This is a genomic window from Paenibacillus sp. FSL L8-0470 (assembly GCF_038008625.1).
Lineage (GTDB): Bacteria > Bacillota > Bacilli > Paenibacillales > Paenibacillaceae > Paenibacillus_AQ.
In genome coordinates this window covers 2,831,970-2,849,934 of sequence record NZ_JBBOZM010000001.1, presented here as the reverse complement: position 1 = coordinate 2,849,934, position 17,965 = coordinate 2,831,970, and the positions used below count along the sequence as shown (strand labels likewise).

General features: G+C 50.1%; 14 protein-coding genes. 3 read left to right on the top strand and 11 right to left on the bottom strand.

Features of this window, described 5'->3' with window-relative positions:
- The first annotated feature begins 119 nt into the window (after positions 1 to 119).
- On the top strand, positions 120 to 1,061 hold the full coding sequence (locus NST99_RS12785) for a VanZ family protein (RefSeq protein ID WP_341092133.1): 942 nt from the start codon (positions 120 to 122) through the stop codon (positions 1,059 to 1,061).
- Between the two features lie 95 nt (positions 1,062 to 1,156).
- On the opposite strand, the gene NST99_RS12780 is transcribed toward NST99_RS12785, so the two are convergent.
- From NST99_RS12780 to NST99_RS12760, 5 genes are all read right to left on the bottom strand, one after another.
- Complete coding sequence (locus NST99_RS12780; RefSeq protein WP_341092132.1) at positions 1,157 to 3,538, bottom strand: transglutaminase domain-containing protein; 2,382 nt, start codon at positions 3,536 to 3,538, stop codon at positions 1,157 to 1,159.
- Positions 3,539 to 4,025: 487 nt separating this feature from the next.
- A complete protein-coding gene (fucU, locus tag NST99_RS12775) occupies positions 4,026 to 4,454 on the bottom strand; it encodes an L-fucose mutarotase (protein ID WP_341092131.1) in 429 nt (142 codons plus the stop codon).
- 13 nt (positions 4,455 to 4,467) lie between these two features.
- Positions 4,468 to 5,118 carry a class II aldolase/adducin family protein gene (locus NST99_RS12770; RefSeq protein ID WP_038589957.1) on the bottom strand — a complete coding sequence of 217 codons (651 nt, stop codon included), beginning with the start codon at positions 5,116 to 5,118 and terminating at the stop codon, positions 4,468 to 4,470.
- A 23-nt stretch (positions 5,119 to 5,141) separates the two neighbouring features.
- Positions 5,142 to 6,572 (bottom strand): rhamnulokinase, encoded by a 1,431-nt coding sequence (locus NST99_RS12765; protein WP_341092128.1) that lies wholly within the window; start codon positions 6,570 to 6,572, stop codon positions 5,142 to 5,144.
- 23 nt (positions 6,573 to 6,595) lie between these two features.
- Entirely contained in the window at positions 6,596 to 8,365 is a 1,770-nt protein-coding gene (locus tag NST99_RS12760) for an L-fucose isomerase (protein WP_341092127.1), read from the bottom strand.
- A 226-nt stretch (positions 8,366 to 8,591) separates the two neighbouring features.
- Here NST99_RS12760 and NST99_RS12755 point away from each other — a divergent pair, with 226 nt between their 5' ends.
- Complete coding sequence (locus NST99_RS12755) at positions 8,592 to 9,362, top strand: DeoR/GlpR family DNA-binding transcription regulator (RefSeq protein WP_341092126.1); 771 nt, start codon at positions 8,592 to 8,594, stop codon at positions 9,360 to 9,362.
- A gap of 445 nt (positions 9,363 to 9,807) precedes the next feature.
- On the opposite strand, the gene treR is transcribed toward NST99_RS12755, so the two are convergent.
- From treR to NST99_RS12730, 5 genes are all read right to left on the bottom strand, one after another.
- Complete coding sequence (gene treR / locus NST99_RS12750) at positions 9,808 to 10,539, bottom strand: trehalose operon repressor (protein WP_076114387.1); 732 nt, start codon at positions 10,537 to 10,539, stop codon at positions 9,808 to 9,810.
- Positions 10,540 to 10,571: 32 nt separating this feature from the next.
- Positions 10,572 to 12,563 (bottom strand): PTS system trehalose-specific EIIBC component, encoded by a 1,992-nt coding sequence (gene treP, locus NST99_RS12745; RefSeq protein WP_341092124.1) that lies wholly within the window; start codon positions 12,561 to 12,563, stop codon positions 10,572 to 10,574.
- 39 nt (positions 12,564 to 12,602) lie between these two features.
- A complete protein-coding gene (gene treC, locus NST99_RS12740; protein WP_341092123.1) occupies positions 12,603 to 14,303 on the bottom strand; it encodes an alpha,alpha-phosphotrehalase in 1,701 nt (566 codons plus the stop codon).
- A gap of 349 nt (positions 14,304 to 14,652) precedes the next feature.
- A complete protein-coding gene (locus NST99_RS12735) occupies positions 14,653 to 15,474 on the bottom strand; it encodes a methyl-accepting chemotaxis protein (protein WP_038589941.1) in 822 nt (273 codons plus the stop codon).
- Between the two features lie 92 nt (positions 15,475 to 15,566).
- Positions 15,567 to 15,902 carry a potassium channel family protein gene (locus NST99_RS12730; RefSeq protein WP_341092121.1) on the bottom strand — a complete coding sequence of 112 codons (336 nt, stop codon included), beginning with the start codon at positions 15,900 to 15,902 and terminating at the stop codon, positions 15,567 to 15,569.
- Between the two features lie 145 nt (positions 15,903 to 16,047).
- Here NST99_RS12730 and NST99_RS12725 point away from each other — a divergent pair, with 145 nt between their 5' ends.
- Positions 16,048 to 16,857 (top strand): copper amine oxidase N-terminal domain-containing protein, encoded by an 810-nt coding sequence (locus tag NST99_RS12725; protein WP_341092120.1) that lies wholly within the window; start codon positions 16,048 to 16,050, stop codon positions 16,855 to 16,857.
- A 128-nt stretch (positions 16,858 to 16,985) separates the two neighbouring features.
- Here the strand turns inward: NST99_RS12725 and NST99_RS12720 are convergent, their stop codons facing one another.
- Positions 16,986 to 17,951, bottom strand: coding sequence for a 2,3-diaminopropionate biosynthesis protein SbnB (locus NST99_RS12720; protein ID WP_341092117.1), 966 nt, complete (start codon positions 17,949 to 17,951; stop codon positions 16,986 to 16,988).
- Positions 17,952 to 17,965 lie beyond the last annotated feature (14 nt).

Below are 17,965 nucleotides of genomic sequence, written 5' to 3'. Positions count from 1 at the left end.
AAGAGGATGAAGGGTTAGACTGGAGGGTATCATGAAACCACTTAGCATTGATTGTAATATGTGGTACAATGGGGCCGAAAGTTCAGTTTAACAATATGCATCCGGCAAAGGAGTTAACCATGACCAGACAACGCAAGATTATCTTAACCATAACCATATTTTACATATTTTTTATTCTTTTTTTTATGTTCTTCGCCTTCGGTAGAGGAGAATCTAACGATCACTCGCTTGGCTACACCTTTATTTTTTTGCCCGACAGCTTTTTTAAGATGCCGTCTCTATCTGAGCTCCTGGATTTCAGCGTCATGGATTTAGTAGATTTTGGGAACACCGCTGCCTTTATCCCTTTCGGTATATTGATTCCATGGTTGTACCGGGTCACCTTTGCCCGGTTCATTACCTTATTCTTTATAGCGATTCTTGTGCTGGAAACCATCCAGGCCCTTTCGTTCCTCGGCAGCTTCGATATTAACGATGCTATTCAGAATACGGTCGGCGCAGCCCTCGGTTTTGGGGCGTACAAGCTTGGTTTCCGTTCCCGGAGCCTCTGGCGCAATCTGGCGACAACGGCTATATCGGGGTTGGTTCTTTTATTAGCCGTATGGGGATTAAGCGGGGCGATAGATAAAGCGACAACCAAAGTAGAAGGCCCGTTTGTGGCGATCAATGAATGGACGGACAGTTCGGGGAATTCATCCGCTGGATACAAGCCAGAGGACGGCTTTCAAATAAGCGGTCAAACTGTAAAGCCCTTGTATAATATGTATGGCGCTGAAGGCGTAGATTCTAGAACGTTCACGTATACGTCTGAGGGGGAGACGATATTCTCGTTCTATAACGGAATCCCTGAACCAACCGATTATTCGGGAAGCATCCGTGTTACCCTCGATGGAAAAGAGATAATGACCGGCTCTGGAGAAGATCAGCGGAGTGATCCTGATCTATTCCCGTCGATATTCAAGATTCCTCTCGAGCCGGGGAACGAGCTGAAGATCACCATTGAGGGGAACCAAAAAGTATGGGATGTCGGGTATAAGCGGATGCAATATTTTTGGAACTAAGTTCATAGCCAGACTGCAATTTGTTTCTTCTGGAAAGTCAAAAGGTAAGCTCCGCTGCAGGAGCTTACCTTTTGGCATTTCTATAGGGGCCAGGCTTACAGCTGAACCGCCACGTAGCTTCCGAATTCAACCATACCCGCTTTGTCCAGCTTGGTTGCATCATATTGCTTGATGACCTCGGCGGTCTTCTGCATCAGCTCTGAACTGTCTGTATCGGCCAGAACGCGCAGGACCACCAGGGTCTCCCCATTCTTCAACTGTTCGGCCAATTTGGTCTTGTACGCTTCCAGGGAATCCACCTCAAGCCCTTGCGTCACATAATAATCATAGGCATTGCTGGTGGCCTGGAACAGGGACAACTCCTGGTCCAGCCAGTAAGCCTTGTCCATCACATACTCTACATCTGTGGCAGTGGCATCGCTGGAATTGTAGAGCAGATAGGGAAGTCCGCTATTGGTAGCATTATTGGTCGGATCGACATTGACCCATTCCGCGCCGATTTTCACTTTGTTCCAGGCGTGATTCACGCCGCTCATGGTTCCTGTGACCACCATCGAAGGGACCTGGGACAGGTCAGCGAGCAACTGGAAGGTGTGTGCATAGCTCATACATACGCCAACTTTTTTGACCAGAATGCCGTAGGTACTGAAGGAATCATTGAATTTGGCATCCACACTCTTGAACTGCTGCTCCTTGGCATTCTCCAGCGCGGCATCATCATAGGCGGTATTGTCATTCAGATAATCGTAGATCGCCATCTGCTTCTCATCGGCGCTCATACCGTCCTTGAGTGTGGCGGCGATCACTTTATCTGCCTCTGAGAGGATCTCACGCTGTTTGGACGCAATGACCTCGGCTGAATCATCGTACTCCACATGCAGCGTCAGGTTCTGATAATCGTAGCCGTAGCTGCGGAATCCAAGAATGAGCGGGTTCTGATAGACTACTTTTTCCACTACATCGACCAGGGTTCGCGCATTCTGCGCCTCCGGGAAGGCCAGAAGCGAAATTTCGGTCTTTCCGCTGATCAGTGACAAGGCGAGATACTCTTCCAGCGCAGAATCGGCATGAATCAGGTCCGCCCGGATCGTTGAGGCAGGCACGGCCTGCTTATTCCCCTCATCTACCTTGCTGCGGGTATTTTCCTTCTGCCGGTCAATGGCATTATCGCCGGATTCGCCCGCATTGTCGTTGTCAATGATGGTCGGAACATCAGGGGCAGGCACATACTCCGTATTATTCTCCGGCTCCACATACCCTTGATTGGCCCCTTTGCTCTGGGCGGCTGCAAGACCTGCAATATCGGTATCCGTCAACTGCGTAACCTGTACGTACCCCTTGAGCGCTGTACCTTGAATGGAGTATGGCACATCGGTTGGGCCGGACTGCTGAATCGTGATTGAATCCGTGTCATATATCACAGTCCCCGAGGCTTTGGAGCCGTCAATGAACTGGACAGGTACAGTCTTGGGCAATTCGGCAGCGTTCTTGAACAATTTCAGGTTGATATTATCCTCGGAAGCTACGGTGCGCGGCAGCAGCTTGGACAGCGACACGGTGTCCACCGAGCGGCTGAACCTGGACTCTTTGCCTCCCTGAACAGCGGTGACATAATATTCACCTTGCACATTGTTGTTCTGAAGGCTGGTGATGGTCTCATCCACAATGCCGAGCGCACCGCGCCCGTCCTTCATGAAGTCGTTATAAGAAGTGCCGGGCACCGTCGCAATCTTCAGCGGACGCTGATTCGCATATCCTTGCTCCGCCCCGTTCAGCGCCTCATTGGTATTCTCCATCGTGATATGCGAAGCGCTGTAAATATTGTAGCTCTCTGCGCCCGGCACCTCATTCCATACGAGAGTCAGTCTGCCGTCAGGGCTGATGTCGGCATCCAGAGTTGGTGTGGGCAGATCCGATTTCACCGTAAACGGAATGATAATCGGCTGCTTCAGTGGAGTAGGCGATTTGGCATCCAGGTCATAGTTGAGCCGGATGTAGTACACGGGGGCGTTCCCCCAGGAGCTGCCTCCGGCTTCGCGCAAGGAATCGGAAGGGAGTACGCCGAAGCCGAGCGGCTTGATGGAGTATACGCTTTTGCCACCTACAAGCTGTGAGTCTTCAAGGGTCCCTACCTTGCTCTCCGGCAGTGCCTTGATATCGGTATGTACGGACAGCGTCTTGCCAATTGCCTCTGAGCCAAGATCCGTATTGAATCTGAAGATAAATTCCATATCCTGCTCAACATTATACATAGGCATGATGCCCGGATTGTTGTCAGTATCGTATTTCTGCTTCAGATTATACACCGTCTGCGAAGCGTCCGGCGGAGGGTTCCCTGAAGGTTTCTTCGTTTCTGCAGCCGGACTGGCCGTCGGTGCGGGTGAAGGCGCTGGACCGGCTTCCTTGCCGCCCCCCATGCAGCCTGTTAGAATCATACACATGATGAGCATAATCATTGCCAATTGTTTCACTTTCACTAACGTCCTCTCCTGTCTGGGTTGTCTTAATGAGGGTTATGGTGCGTAATCCAAAATTACCCATTACAAAGCACAGGAGATATATAACCCATTTGGGAACGATTAAAACAAATTTGGGATATTTTATATTTAAGTTATATAAGCAGAGGGCTAACGAGGGGGCGCTGAGTATTCGCGGCAATTCATGTTAAGCATAGAAGGTTTTAACTCACATCTCTATTATTGACTTGAGTCTTGTAAAAAACATGCTGACGAACAAACGAAATTAAAGTCAAACGGTTAGAACTTTTATCGAATAGGCAGACAGAAGAAGGACATCCAGCCTTGTTGGAGAAATTGTCGTTTACCAGACCACAATTTCCAGATAAAGGAGATGTCCCATTCATATGGTAACCCTCTACAGCTCTGTCTTTTTCAAAACATTCAAGTCGATTTCGCAACACTCAAGTATATTACAAATAATTAAAAATTGCCTGCAATTCTACTCTTACCCTTCAATAACGCCTTTTTTGAGAATGAGATTGCCATACAGCGCTTCTTCCCCGGTTACTACAATCGCATAAGCGGATTTGGACCGTTCATAGAAGTTGAAGCGTTCCTCGTAACCAATTACCGTTTGCGGATCAACATCCCTAATAATCTCTTTATAAGTGTCCCAGATCACAGGAACGGTAGGATCACCTTGCACCACATCCATTAGAACGGCCTGATGCCCGGCATAATGATCCAGCGGATACAGCTCCAGAATAGCGGCCAGCAGCTGGGGGATTCCAATACCATCGCATCTTGTCACCCGGGGATGCAGCGCATGTCCCGGAAAATTCGCATCCGCCAGCACCAGCTCATCCCCATGGCCCATTTCCATCATAATCCGCACGAGCTCAGGGGACAGCAGCTTGGGAATCTTTTTGAGCATCCTATAATCTCCTTTACATTCCGTAAAATGATCTAAGTGCTACCAGCTGCTCGATCCGGTCTGCCGGCAGCTCACGCTCCCCTTGGATCATGCGGGTCAGAAAGGTGAGCTTCGCTGTATACTCCAATCTCTCCATATTCATGTAAGCCGCCATTACATCCTTTCCCCAGGACAAAGCCCCGTGGCTTTCCAGCAGCACAGCGGATTTCTTGCCGAGGAAGGGCATAATCGAATCAGGAACCTCCTCAGTGGAAGGCGTACCGTACGGGGCCAGAGGGATCTCGCCCATGGCAATGACCGATTCCGGCATCATCATCTTATCCAGTGCTTCTCCCTTGATGGCAAAGGCAGTGGCAAATGGCGGATGTGCGTGAACGACACCATGGATGCCGGGAAGCTCCCGGTAGATCCGCAGATGCATTTTCACCTCTGTCGAAGGGCGGTAGCCCTCCTGAGCCTCCAGAATTTCACCCTGAAGATTAACTTTCACCAGAATATCCGGCTCCAGATATCCTTTGCTTACACCGGTAGGGGTGGCCAATACTTCGTGTTCATTCAACCTTGCTGAAATATTGCCGTCATTGGCGGCAATATAATCTTTATTGAACAGGTTTCTCCCGATGTCACAAATCTGCAGTCGTAATTTCCGTTCCATTTCATCCATTGTCATTTCTCCTCTTTGTATAGTCATTCTTGAACAGGCCGGTACACGGCAAGACTTCCGGAAGCGGCGGCCACTTCCCCCGCCCGGCTGTAATCCAGCAAGCCAAGCGCCGTGAGCTGCACGATAACGTTCCCGATTGCACTTGCTTCGACCGGACCGGCGGTCACTTCTTTCCCGGCCGCATCCGCCGTCAGCTGGCACAGCAGCCGGTTCTGGATACCGCCGCCAACCATATGCACGGTATGGATCGTTTTGCCGGTGAGCTCCTCCAGCTCCGCGATCGCCTTGCGGTACGCCTCGGCGAGGCTCACTAGAATGAGCCGTACGACTGCACCTTTGCTATCCGGCACCGGCTGTCCGGTGCTGCGGCAATATTCCGCAATACGTCCGGGGATATCTCCCGGGGTGCTGAACAGCGGATCACCCGGATTGATCAGACCTTGCACAGCCTGCTCGCTTTCGGCCAGCTCGACCATTTCCCCGAAGCTAAGGGTCACACCGGCTTCCGCCCAGGCTCTTTGGGTTTCCTGCAGCAGCCAAAGACCCGTAATATTCTTCAGCAGCCGGTTGCCTCCGCCATAGCAGCTCTCATTGGTGAAGCCGTAACGGTAACAGCGCTCTGTAAGCACGGGCTGCTCCGTTTCAATTCCCACCAGCGACCAGGTGCCGCAGCTGATAAATGCGGCATGCTCCTTGTCACGATAAGGAATCGAAGCAACCGCTGAAGCCGTATCATGTGAAGCGCCGGCAATGATCTGCAGGGCACTGCCTCCGAATTCCTTGCGGAGGCCGGGAAGCAGGGAGCCGATAACTGTCCCGGCATCCACCCTCTCGGCAATCAGCGCCGGAGAAATTCCCAGTCTGCTGAACACCTCGGATGAGAGTTCTGCCGTGCCGGCCTTCATGAGGCCGCTGGTGCTGAGGATCGTCCTCTCGGCGGCGGCTGTTCCTGATAATAAATAATGAAATAAATCCGGCATCATTAAGATACGGCTAGCATTTGCCTGCAGTTCAGGATTCCGCTGAACATCAGCAAACAGCTGATACACTGTGTTGATGGGGTCCGGCTGGTTGCCGGTCAGGCGGAATTGTTCCCCCGGCGGCAGCAGCTCTTCCAGCTTGAGGCGGTATTCCCGCATCCGCTGATCTCTGTAATGATGAGGCGGATACAGCAGCATTCCGTCCTGATCCAGCACGCCGTAATCCACACCCCAGGTGTCCACACTGAGACTAAGCAGCTCCCCGTATTTGCTGCAGGCCAGCCTGATCCCCTGCTTGATTTCCTGAAACAGCTCCAGCACGTTCCAGTGCAAATCCCCGCCGATGTGCAGCGGCGTATTGGCAAACCGGTGAAGCTCCTCGGTGACAATGCGGCTGCCGTCATAAGTTCCCAGGATCACTCTGCCGGAGCTGGCTCCAAGATCCACGGCCAGCACTCTTTTGAACTCACTCATCGAAACCACCTGCCTAAGTTCTGTCAATGATACAGCGGACCGAAATTACGGCATGCCCGGTAATCGGCATCCTCCAGGCTGTCTGTTCCAAACAGCGACCACACACGCGGTCTAAAGATCTGTGATTCGTCGACGTTATGCATACTGACTGGAATACGCAGTATTGAAGCAAGTGTGATCAGATCGGCTCCAATATGGCCGTAGCTGATGGCTCCATGATTGGCTCCCCAATTGTTCATCACATCATAGACCGATTTGAACGAGCCGGTTCCGGTAAGGATTGGAGCAAACCAGGTGGTCGGCCAGGTCGGATCGGTGCGTTCATCCAACTGGCGGTGAACCTCTCCGGGAAGCTCAGCGGTATAACCTTCCACCAGCTGCAGAACGGGTCCCAAGCCTTTGACGAGGTTAAGCCGCGCCATCGTGACAGGCATGCCGCCTTTGGTCAAGTAGTCGGTAGAGAAACCGCCGCCGCGGAAATATTCCTGCGAGGCAGGTCGGAAGAAGGTCTCCTTAAGCGAGGCAGCCACTTCTTCTTCCGTAATGTCCCAGAAGGGCTTGATCGCCGGCTTGCCTTCGAGGGATTGCTGACCGGTTCCGTCGAGCGCGGCCGAACCGGAGTTGATCAAGTGAAGCAGGCCATTCGCAGCAGCGCCTTCCAGCTCGTAGCCGGTCACACGCTTCACGGCTGCCGGACTCCAGTACGTGCGGACATCAGCGAATATTTGCGCCGTATTCGTCAGCAGATAATTAAACAGCATCGTCACGCCGTTCAGACTGTCATTTTCGGTAGCCAGAATATAAGGTGCCCGTTTGCCGTTCCAGTCAAAAGAGGAATTCAGGATCGTCTCCATAAAGTCGCCATTCGGGAAATGGTCGGTCCACTGGCGTTGCCCTTGAAAGCCTGCAGCAATGGCATTATGTCCCTGCGCTTCTTCTTCAAAGCCAAGCTCCGCAAGCACAGGATTACCGATCATGAGGTCACGTCCGATTAGGGCCATCTTGACACAGGTCTCCCACTGCTTCTCCTTCTCTTCTTCGCTGACCTGCAGATGGGCTGGGTTGTTGTCAGGCCCTATCTGACAGTTCTCCTTGGTCCATTTCAAGGCCCGCGCAAATTCCTGCGGATCGTAGATTTCCTCTTCGAAGCGGCGCACGAACTCGGACATGTCGATATATTCATTGCGCATGCCCAAATACTCCTGGAAGAATTGGTCATTCACGATGGAACCGGCGATCCCCATGGAAACGGAACCCATGGATAAATAGGAGCGGCTCTTCATAATGGCTGCGGCCAACGCCGATTTGGCAAACCGGAGCAGCTTGGCCTGAACATCGGCCGGAATATCTTCACTTCCGGAGTCCTGCACATCCTCCCCATAGATCCCGAAGGCCGGAATTCCCTTCTGGGCGTATGCCGACAGAACTGCGGCAAGATAAACAGCACCGGGTCTTTCCGTGCCATTGAACCCCCATACCGCATGGGGAATTGCCGCATCCATATCCATCGTTTCTGAGCCGTAGCACCAGCAAGGAGTTACTGTAATGGATACCCCCACATTTGCTCCGGAGAACTTCGAACGTGCAGCCGAAGCTTCACTGACTCCGCCAATAGTAGAATCCGCAATGACGCATTCCACGGGCGATCCATCAGGATAACGCAAATTCTCCTGCAAAAAATCAGCTACCCGTTGTGCCATTCCCATAGTCTGAAGCTCTAACGATTCGCGCACACCGCGCCTTCTGCCGTCGATCGTTGGACGAATGCCGATTGCCGGATACTTTACTGCCATACTGAACAACCTCCTCAAAGGTAATGGGTTTATAAACTAAATATATCGCTTTCATCTGCTTCATCATAAAATCTGAGAAATGGAATGTCAACAAAAAACCACACATATATGTGACTTTTTGTGGATTTTATTTTGTTGATCGCTAATAAATGTGGAATATCCTTTTATTTCTGAAGTGAATTGTAGTACACTAGCCTTATAGATGTTTTAATGCAGGAGGAACTACATGAGAGCTTTTGAACGCCGGGAATATATTATCAACAAGCTGCACCGCTATAAGAAAGTCCATGTTGCTGATCTGGCACAGGATTTCGGAGTCTCCGAAGAAACGATAAGAAGAGATCTCGACAAGCTGGATAAAGAAGGAATTGCCAAGAAAAGCTATGGCGGAGCGGTTCTGAATGTTCACACCAATGAAGATCCCGCCTACTCCCTCCGGCATTCAGTCCATCTTGACGAGAAGCAGATGATCGCCGACAACGTGCTGGGACTGATCAATGATGGCGACAGCCTGATGACAGACACCAGTTCGACCGCTTTTGAAGCCTTAAGGAAAATAACCGATGTTAAACAAAATCTGACGGTGATCACCAATTCACTGGTAGTCCTGTCCGAGTTCCAGCATTCCGGCCACAAGCTGATCTCTACCGGTGGTGTTCTGGGTGCCGAGACGAACTCCTTTGTCGGACCGACTGCCTCCTATACCCTACAAAAGTACAATGTGGACGTCGCCTTGTTCAGCTGCAAAGCTCTGTCTATGACAGGCGGGCTGAGTGATTCCAATGAAGCAGAAAGCGAGCTAAAGGTTCTGATGCAGCAACAGGCGAGCAAGGTGATCCTGCTTGTGGACCATTCCAAATTCGACCGTATTGCCTTCATCAAATTGTTCAGCTTTGACAAAGTGGATTACCTTGTGACTGACCGCAAGCCTTCGGAGGAATGGATTGATTTTTTCAAGGAGCATCAGATTTCACTGGTCTATGGCCCCACAGAGTAGCCTGCAATCTCTACCTGGAAAGGGGGTGAACCCGCGAATGGTCTAAATAAATATAACGGGTGCAGCCGGCCCGCAGTGGCTCCCCTTTGTCCTCCTGGCTGTAGGCTTATGCTAGATTGGGCTGTTATGGGCTGTGTTCAAGAAAATGGACTGAACTTTTGTATGCGCTTTCTATTAACAATTTACCTCCCGGATTCTACCCGCTTAAAGCTTCTACTCAACTTTCGTTCTATCAATCATAATCCAGATTCCCTTCTTCATACAAAAAATCGGGTGCAATCCCTCTTTGACGGAGGAATCTCACCCGATTTTTTCCAAGTGGGAACGGCTTCGCCGTCCTCAAAAAGAAGGTACCCGTTTCAGCGAGAAATAGAAGGATAACTTATAGCGTGAGCATATAAATTATTATATTTTAAAAAACAAACTTCCATTCTAGCTGTCTATACTACAAATCACTTTCGCTCTGAGCCCGCCGGGCAAAGTCTACGAACTGAAACTTATCCAGCCGGTGCCGCGATTCGGTATACTGGAACAGCTTAGTGTCCACCAGATGCACATAGTTGCGGACTACGACAATATGCTGATAATCGTGCAAATCAAGCAAAAGCTTATCCTCCGGTGTGGCTTCTTCCACAGAGATCTCCTTTTTGGCGTAGCTGATAGTGAGATGAAGTTCTCCTTCCAAATACGCATAGATCGAATTCCCGGCGGTTTCAGCAGTGAGAGACGGTACATAGGAGGTTAGAAAATAATCCTTATCCAGGATGATCTTCTCCCCATCAATCTCCCGGGCACGAACTACCTTCCAAAGCGGGCCCGGCTCCTTCATCTGAAGACGCCGTTCCTCCTCGGATGTACTGGGCACACAGCCGTTCTCATATACAATGGTACGTACGGAACGGCCCAGGTTTTTGGACACTTCCTTGAAGCTGACCAATCCGGAAACGGGGAAGTTCATCCGCTGGGTATCGAGTACAAAGGAACCTTTGCCCTTAATCTTATGGATATAGCCGTTCTGAGAGAGCATAAGCAAAGCCTTGCGCACCGTCTCCCTTGAAGTTCCGTAAGCTTCAGCAAGCTCGCTTTCCGAGGGCAGCTTCTTGCCGGCAGGGAGCTGACCGGACTGAATCCGGGCCGAATAATCATTATAAATATGAAGATATATATTCTTATTCATCCTTAATCACCATGCCCATAGTACCACGATTGTTAACCTTTAAGATAGATCTTTAGAACAGGAACCGCCTGCCCATGAACAGGATTTGAACTAGGGATCAGCTCCTCTACCCGTTCGATGATATCCTGCCCGTCAGGCACGATAACCGGTGAAGTCAGCGGGTATCCTGCTGCGGTAATAGCATCCCGGTCGAATTCAAGCAGCAGCTGACCCGCCTTGACTTGATCTCCAGTGGCGGCATGAGCCGTAAATCCGCTGCCTTTCATCGAAACGGTATTGATGCCGATATGAATCAGAATCTGCACTCCCGTAGCATGCTCCAGAATCATCGCGTGCTTGCTCTTGATGACATGGGCGACAGTAGCGTCAAATGGAGCATACACTTTTCCTTCGGACGGATTTACTGCCACTCCTTTACCCATTTGCCGCTCGGCGAAGGCCGGGTCCGGCACTTCTTCCAGCGGTACAATCTGTCCTCTCACCGGCGAGACGATTTCCAGAACATTCGCTGCTGATTCTTTGCTTCCAGCCTTCTCTTGAATCATCGGAGGAAGGGAAGCCGGAGTTGTCGCCTGGACGTTATCCGCCTTTGCGTTATTATCCGGTTCTTCGCCTCCCCGGCCGCGGATCTTGCCGAACAATACGGTAGCTCCGAAAGGAATGATTAATACGATGGCCATGCCGACAAAGAAGATTCCCCATTGATTCGGGAAGATGGACAGGAAGCCGGGAATCCCGCCGACCCCGATGGAGGATGCCAGTACATTGTTGAGTGCCAGCAGTATGCCCGCCAGACCCGAACCGATCATCCCGAAGATAAACGGATACTTATAACGGATGTTAACCCCGAAGATCGCCGGTTCTGTAACCCCCAGGAAGGCAGAAATGGAAGAGGTCACGGCCAGACCTTTCGTCTTCTCCTGCTTGGCCACGAACAGCATGCCGAGTGCGGCTGCACCCTGTGCAATGTTGGACAACGCCAGCATCGGCCAGAGGAAGGTTCCTCCTTCGGAACCGATCAGCTGAATATCCACAGCAAGGAACGTATGGTGCATGCCGGTAATAACCAGCAGTGCGTACAGCCCCCCATAAATGAGTCCTCCCAGCGCCGGGAAGGAGCCAAAGATGTTGACCAGTCCCGTTGTAATAGCATTGGCAATCATGAATGTAACCGGACCGATAACCGTAAACGCCAGAAATCCTGTAACCAGCAGCGCTACCGGTGCCACGACCAGCAGCTTGATGGAATCATGCACCCGCTTGTTAAGCCAGCGCTCCAGCCGGGCGAGCAGATAAGCGGAGACCAGCACCGGGAGCACCTGTCCCTGATAGCCGATCTTGTTAACTTCCCAGCCGAATAAATTCCAGACTGGAACCGTACCTTCCAGCTTGGCATCCGCATATCCGTATGCACTGAGCAGATCAGGATGAACCAGGATAAGACCGAGCACAATCCCCAGCAGCGGACTGCCGCCGAACCGGGTTACTGCCGACCATCCAATAAGTGCGGGCAGGAAGGTAAAGGCCGTACTGGCAATCGTATTGATAATCGAAGCGATGTCCTTCCATTGCGGATACACATCCACCAAGGAGCGTTCGTCGAAAAAGATGCCGGGACCCGTCAGAATGTTGTTGATCCCAAGCAGCAGACCTGCCATCACAATGGCCGGGAGGATCGGAATAAAGATATCCGCAAGTGTCTTGATCGCCTGCTGCAGCGGATTCTGGTGTTTGCTGGCTGCCGTCTTTACCTCGTCTTTCGAAGAACGGGCACCGCCGGTAATGTCGATCATTTCTTCATATACTTTGTCCACCAGTCCCGGACCGATAATCACTTGAAATTGGCCTTGGGAAGAAAAGTGCCCTTTCACCAGATCATTCCGTTCCAGCGCAGAGATATCAACCTTTCCCTCGTCTTTCAAGGCAAATCTCAGCCTTGTGACACAGTGCGTGGCTGCTTCAATATTGTCTTTTCCGCCTATGGCCTGTACGATCTGCTCCACGTTTTGCCGGTTAATCGCCATGTTCTCACTCCTTAATTTAGTTAGGTTATATTCGTGCTGTTAACGGATAATCCACATGTAGGATGCATAAGGTGATAGCTCAACCGTCTGGCCCCATGCTGGGGTCTGCGGGGTATTTCCGATCAGCAGTTCTGCTTCCTTGCCCTTGACCGTCTCCCAGAACACTTCGGCAGCAGTAAATACTGCATGTTCACCGCTGAAATTGGATACGACGACCAGTACTTCGGTTTCATTAATCCGGGCATAGGCGTAAATCTGAGGATGAGCCTCATCAAGCCGGACATAACGTCCGTTGGTAAGCACCTCTTCCTGCTTGCGCAGACGGATCAGCTTACGGTAATGAGCCAGGATGGAAGTCGGATCTCCAAGCTGTGCGCTAACGTTGATCTCCTTGTAACTCTCATCCACCCTCAGCCATGGGGTCCCGGTGGTAAATCCGGCATTCGCTGTCTCATCCCACTGCATCGGTGTCCGCGAATTATCGCGGGAGCGTTCCCGGATGATGGCAAGTGCTTCATCCGCTGACAGGCCTCTTTCCTGCAGGATCTTGAACATATTGGTGGATTCGATGTCGTTGAACTCACCAATGTCCAGCCATTTCGGATTTGCCATACCGATCTCTTCACCCTGGTACACATAGGGTGTACCCTGCAGCCCGTGGAGCGTCGTCGCCAGCATCTTGGCACTCTCCACCCGGTAGATTCCGTCGTCCGCAAACCGGGACAAGGCCCGCGGCTGATCATGGTTGTTCCAGAAGAGCGCGTTCCAGCCCCCTCCCCGCTGCATACCGGACTGCCATTTCGTGAACAGCTGCTTCAATTCCTCGAAATCGTAAGGCTTCAGTTCCCACTTCTGCCCGTTCCGGTAGTCCACTTTCAAATGGTGGAAGTTAAAGGTCATGGAGAATTCCTTCTCCTCCTGATTAGAATAGCGGATACAGTGCGCAAGTGTAGTTGAAGACATCTCTCCTACAGTTACAAGATTGTATGGACCAAAGACCTTGGCATACAGCTCCTTGATGTATTCATGCACCCGAGGTCCGTCCGTATAGTAACGCCGTCCGTCGCCGGGTGAAATACTACCGTCATCCTCCGGAAACCCCTGATCCTTAGAGATCAGGTTGATAACATCCATACGGAATCCGCTGACTCCCTTCTCCGCCCAAAAAATCATCAGGTCGGCCACTTCCTGCCGAACTTGCTCGTTCTCCCAGTTCAGATCGGCCTGTGTCTTATCAAACAGTGTCAAAAAATACTGGCCCGTTGTCTCCTCCCACTGCCATGCAGGTCCGCCAAACTTAGACTGCCAGTTGTTGGGAGGGCCGCCGTCCGGTGCCGCATCTTTCCAGATATAATAATTGCGGTAAGCATTGTCCTTCGATTTGCGGGCTTCCTGAAACCAGGGATGCTCTGTTGAGGAATGGTTGACCACAATATCTGTCATCAGATGCATGCCGCGCTTCTTAAGCTCATGCATCAGCTCATCGAAGTCCTCCATCGTTCCGAAAGCCGGGTCAATCCGCCGGTAATCTGCGACATCGTAACCGTTATCATTTTGCGGGGAGACATAAACAGGCTGCAGCCAAACGATATCAATGCCCAGGTCCTGCAAATAATCCAGCTTCCGGGTCAAACCTTTTATATCACCTGTCCCGCTCCCGGTCGTATCCTTGAAGCTTTTCGGATAGACCTGATACACCGTTGATTTCCGCCACCATTGTTGTTCAGGTATATTTGCCATCTATTTGTCCCTCCTAGTTGTATGTAGCCTTTTCAGCCATTATGTGTTTAGCTCACTTCACTTCTCTTCAACCTGTATATACAAGATGGATTGTACACCTGTATATACAGGTTGTCAAACCTGAAAATGCCTCTATTTCACCATGATGCAACACAGGCGTGCATGCCACCATGAAATACAGCTATGTCACTTACTTAAACTAGATAGGCCATTTATTAACAAGTAATTGTCAATAATACCTTCTGCCTGAACAGGAGAGACCGCATTTGGACTTCTTCATAACAAAAAGCCCCGCAAATAAGTGTCCTAATTTGCGGGGCTTTCACAGTTGCATTCAATTTTTCCGAGCTTATTGAAGAATCGATGAAATGAACTTTTCCATCTCACTGCTGGTCTCATTCAGGCGCTCAATAAGCTCGCTGAACTGGGTGACCAATTCGGCCTGTGCAGAGGAAGAATCCGCAATGGCTTCAATTTCTTGTTCCATCTGCAGAATGGAATGCTGCACAGTGCTGAGTGAATCTTCGATCGTCTTCGTCGCTTCCTTTGTGTTGACGGAAAGCTTGCGCACTTCTGTAGCTACTACACCGAAACCTGCACCTTGCTCCCCTACGCGGGCCGCTTCAATCGCTGCGTTCAGGCCAAGCAGGTTTGTCTGTTCCGAGATTTCACGGATAAAGCCGGCCACCTTGTTCACCTGCTTTGACTCCTCAACCGTCTTACGCGAATTCTCCAGAATTTGGGCCGTCGTAGCTGACAGCTCCTCGGACTGTGCAGCAACGTTCTGGACCATATCCATCAATTGGCCGCTGATCTGGTTGATACTATCCGTCAGCTGTTCCATTTTGTCTTCGTTCTCAAGCGTATAAGCAATCGCAAATGCTCCGATAATCTCCCCTTCATCCCCGTAAATCGGCACTGCCGAGGAGATTACAGTCGCACCGTACAACTCGGCAGACAGACGATTCGTCGTAGCACGACCTGCAAGGGCGTTTCCGAGTGACGGGTCATCCTCCGGAACAGGACTTCCCTTGGTCAGGCCAAAATCGAGTACCTTGCTGGGTGCGTAGTAATGAAAAATCTCCTTATCCGTAATCCCAATCATAATGTCCTGTGCGTGGATTTGCTTAATCATTGGTGCGGCCAATACAAGTGCGGTCAAATTATCCATGATGCATCTCCTAAATGTGAATGTTTTTAATTATTATCGTCACATACAGTTCATAAATTAAGAAGAATTTATTCTGTTCTGTTTCCTGCGGATCAATCGCTTTCCTTGTCCGTTTGTTTGATCAAGAAGTAAGCGATATAGCCGATCATCCCCAGGAATAACCCGGTGCCAACGATGATGTAGACAATAGTAAAAGTTTTCCCTAAAGTGGTTTGCGGAACAAAGGTAGGATGTCCGATTGTACTAAGCGTGGCTACGCAAAAATAGATCGCGTCAATCACAGAAAGTCCTTCCTCTTTGACATAAAAAATGGTTCCGGAGGTCAGCGTGATGACCACCAATACGAGCAATGCCTGAAAATTCTTAAGCTTGAGCGCCCGCCATAAGCCGGTCATCAGACGCTTAAGCGTAAGCAAAAATGATAACATGGGCAGCACCTTTCGACTATTTCAAATTGTGAATTTTATAATTCAGTATAATCGGCTAGCTGAAGAAAGTATAGTTCTGCTGCACCCCAATTAGCAGAACCACGTCTAAATAATGTAAAATAAAACAATATTGAGGTGATAGATCGTGAAGCGTTTCTTTACGGTATTATTTTGTGCTTTGCTCTTAGTTTCATTTAATGAGGTTGGACATGTGTCAGCAGCTCCCCTACCTGTAAAATCTAAGGTAAATCTAAAAGTGGGAAAGTTTTTTGTTTTATACACCAAACCTGCCCCGCCGTTCGTTGATGAAAATAATCGGTTATTGGTACCTTTGCGGACTTTTGAAGATTTATTTGGTGGGGAAATTTCTTACTCCGCCTCGACGAAAGTGACTCGCCTTGACTGGCTAGATCATGAGTTTGTATTTTTGATAGATTCAAAAAATGCTCAGATGGATGGAAAAACTGTTGTGATGGATACAAAACCTGTACTAAAAAACGGAGCTATGTTTCTGCCAATACGAATTTTTTTAGATCAAGCAGAATTAAAGAGCCACTGGGATAACAAAGCAAATATTCTGGCTTTGGACGATGATCGAATACTTGTAGGGGACCCCTTTAAAAATTTTGACGGGAACGATCTGTACAGCAACAATGCAGATGGAGCATTTAGAATCAATGACTTTGCAATAACTAATAAAAGCAATAACACATTTCAGCTCACCATAAATGCAACAAACATAACCAGTGAAAGTATTCCTAAGGGTAAGGCTGACATTCATCCACTTGTTTCTTTTGGGGCTAATTATGGAGGCTTTGCTAGTGACTCTTATAATCGTCCAGTTTATCCGGCCATTCGGGAAGTTAATGTAAATGGTAATGTATCTATATCACAAAACTTTCCTCAAAAAGAAGTTAACTATATTATTACGGTGGCAAGATTATTTACAGAATAGAATAGAATAAAAACAGCGCGTGCCAGTATCCATTGGCTCGCGCTGTTTGTGTTAGATCTACCACATCATGTATCGAGCGGTGATAAGCTGTATTACATGATCCTTGCGCAGAGGAAATTGCCCCCACCTTACTCAAGCTCGGTCCCAATCCCTTTCTCCCTGGCCTTCTTTACATAATATACCGCTGTTGCAATATCGAAGACAGCCATCCCCATCGGGCAGAAGAAGACCGGCTCATCTTCGGCGAATTCAGTCAGGCTGCTTCGGCAGACGACGTCGCTAATCTTACGGGTGCCGGTGCGGGTCAGCCCCTGTTCCAGATGGAGCCGCTCGATGTCTGTATTCTCACGGCACACTTCATCCCAATCGTCGACAATGACAGCTTTCACCGAAGCTACCGCCTCCGGCTTATAATCACGCAGAGAAACATTCAGCAGAAGACAACCTTTTGCAGGGGGAAGATCGATATACCGGTGATCGGATACGGTACATGTGATGAAGATATTAGACTTCAGATAGACGTCCGCCCACGTCTCTGCCACTTCAATCCTGTCCCTGTAACAGGGCGGAATTCCTGACAGATCGGCTCCCCTTAGATCGAAGATGCGGATACGTTCTATTCGATCACCGTACAGAGCCATTGCCATTTGAAAATGATGCTGCCCAATCGGCCCCCAGCCGATAATGCCGAGCTGAATCTCTTCCAGCGGCCGCGCCTGCATAAAGTGACGGATCATCAGCCCGCTGATGGAAGCAGTCCTGACGATGCTGGGCAGCGGCGAGTTCAGAACGGCTGAAGGCTGGCCTGTATGGGGATCATTCAATATGATGACGCTATGCGCGCGGGGAAGACCGGCTCCGATATTATCCGGGAAGCTGGAAATCCACTTGATCCCGGCCGCATTCACGTCTCCTCCTACATACGCGGGCATTGCAATAATCCGGTTTTGAGGATGGTTATACCTTAGATAAGGCTTAACTGGCTGTGCGTAATCACCGGAATCAAGAATGCGCACCGCAGATTCTGCGGACTCCACAAGGTCAGGCCACTCAAGGCCTATCGCCTGGATATCCTGGTCGTTTAAGTACAGCATACCACTCCCTCCTT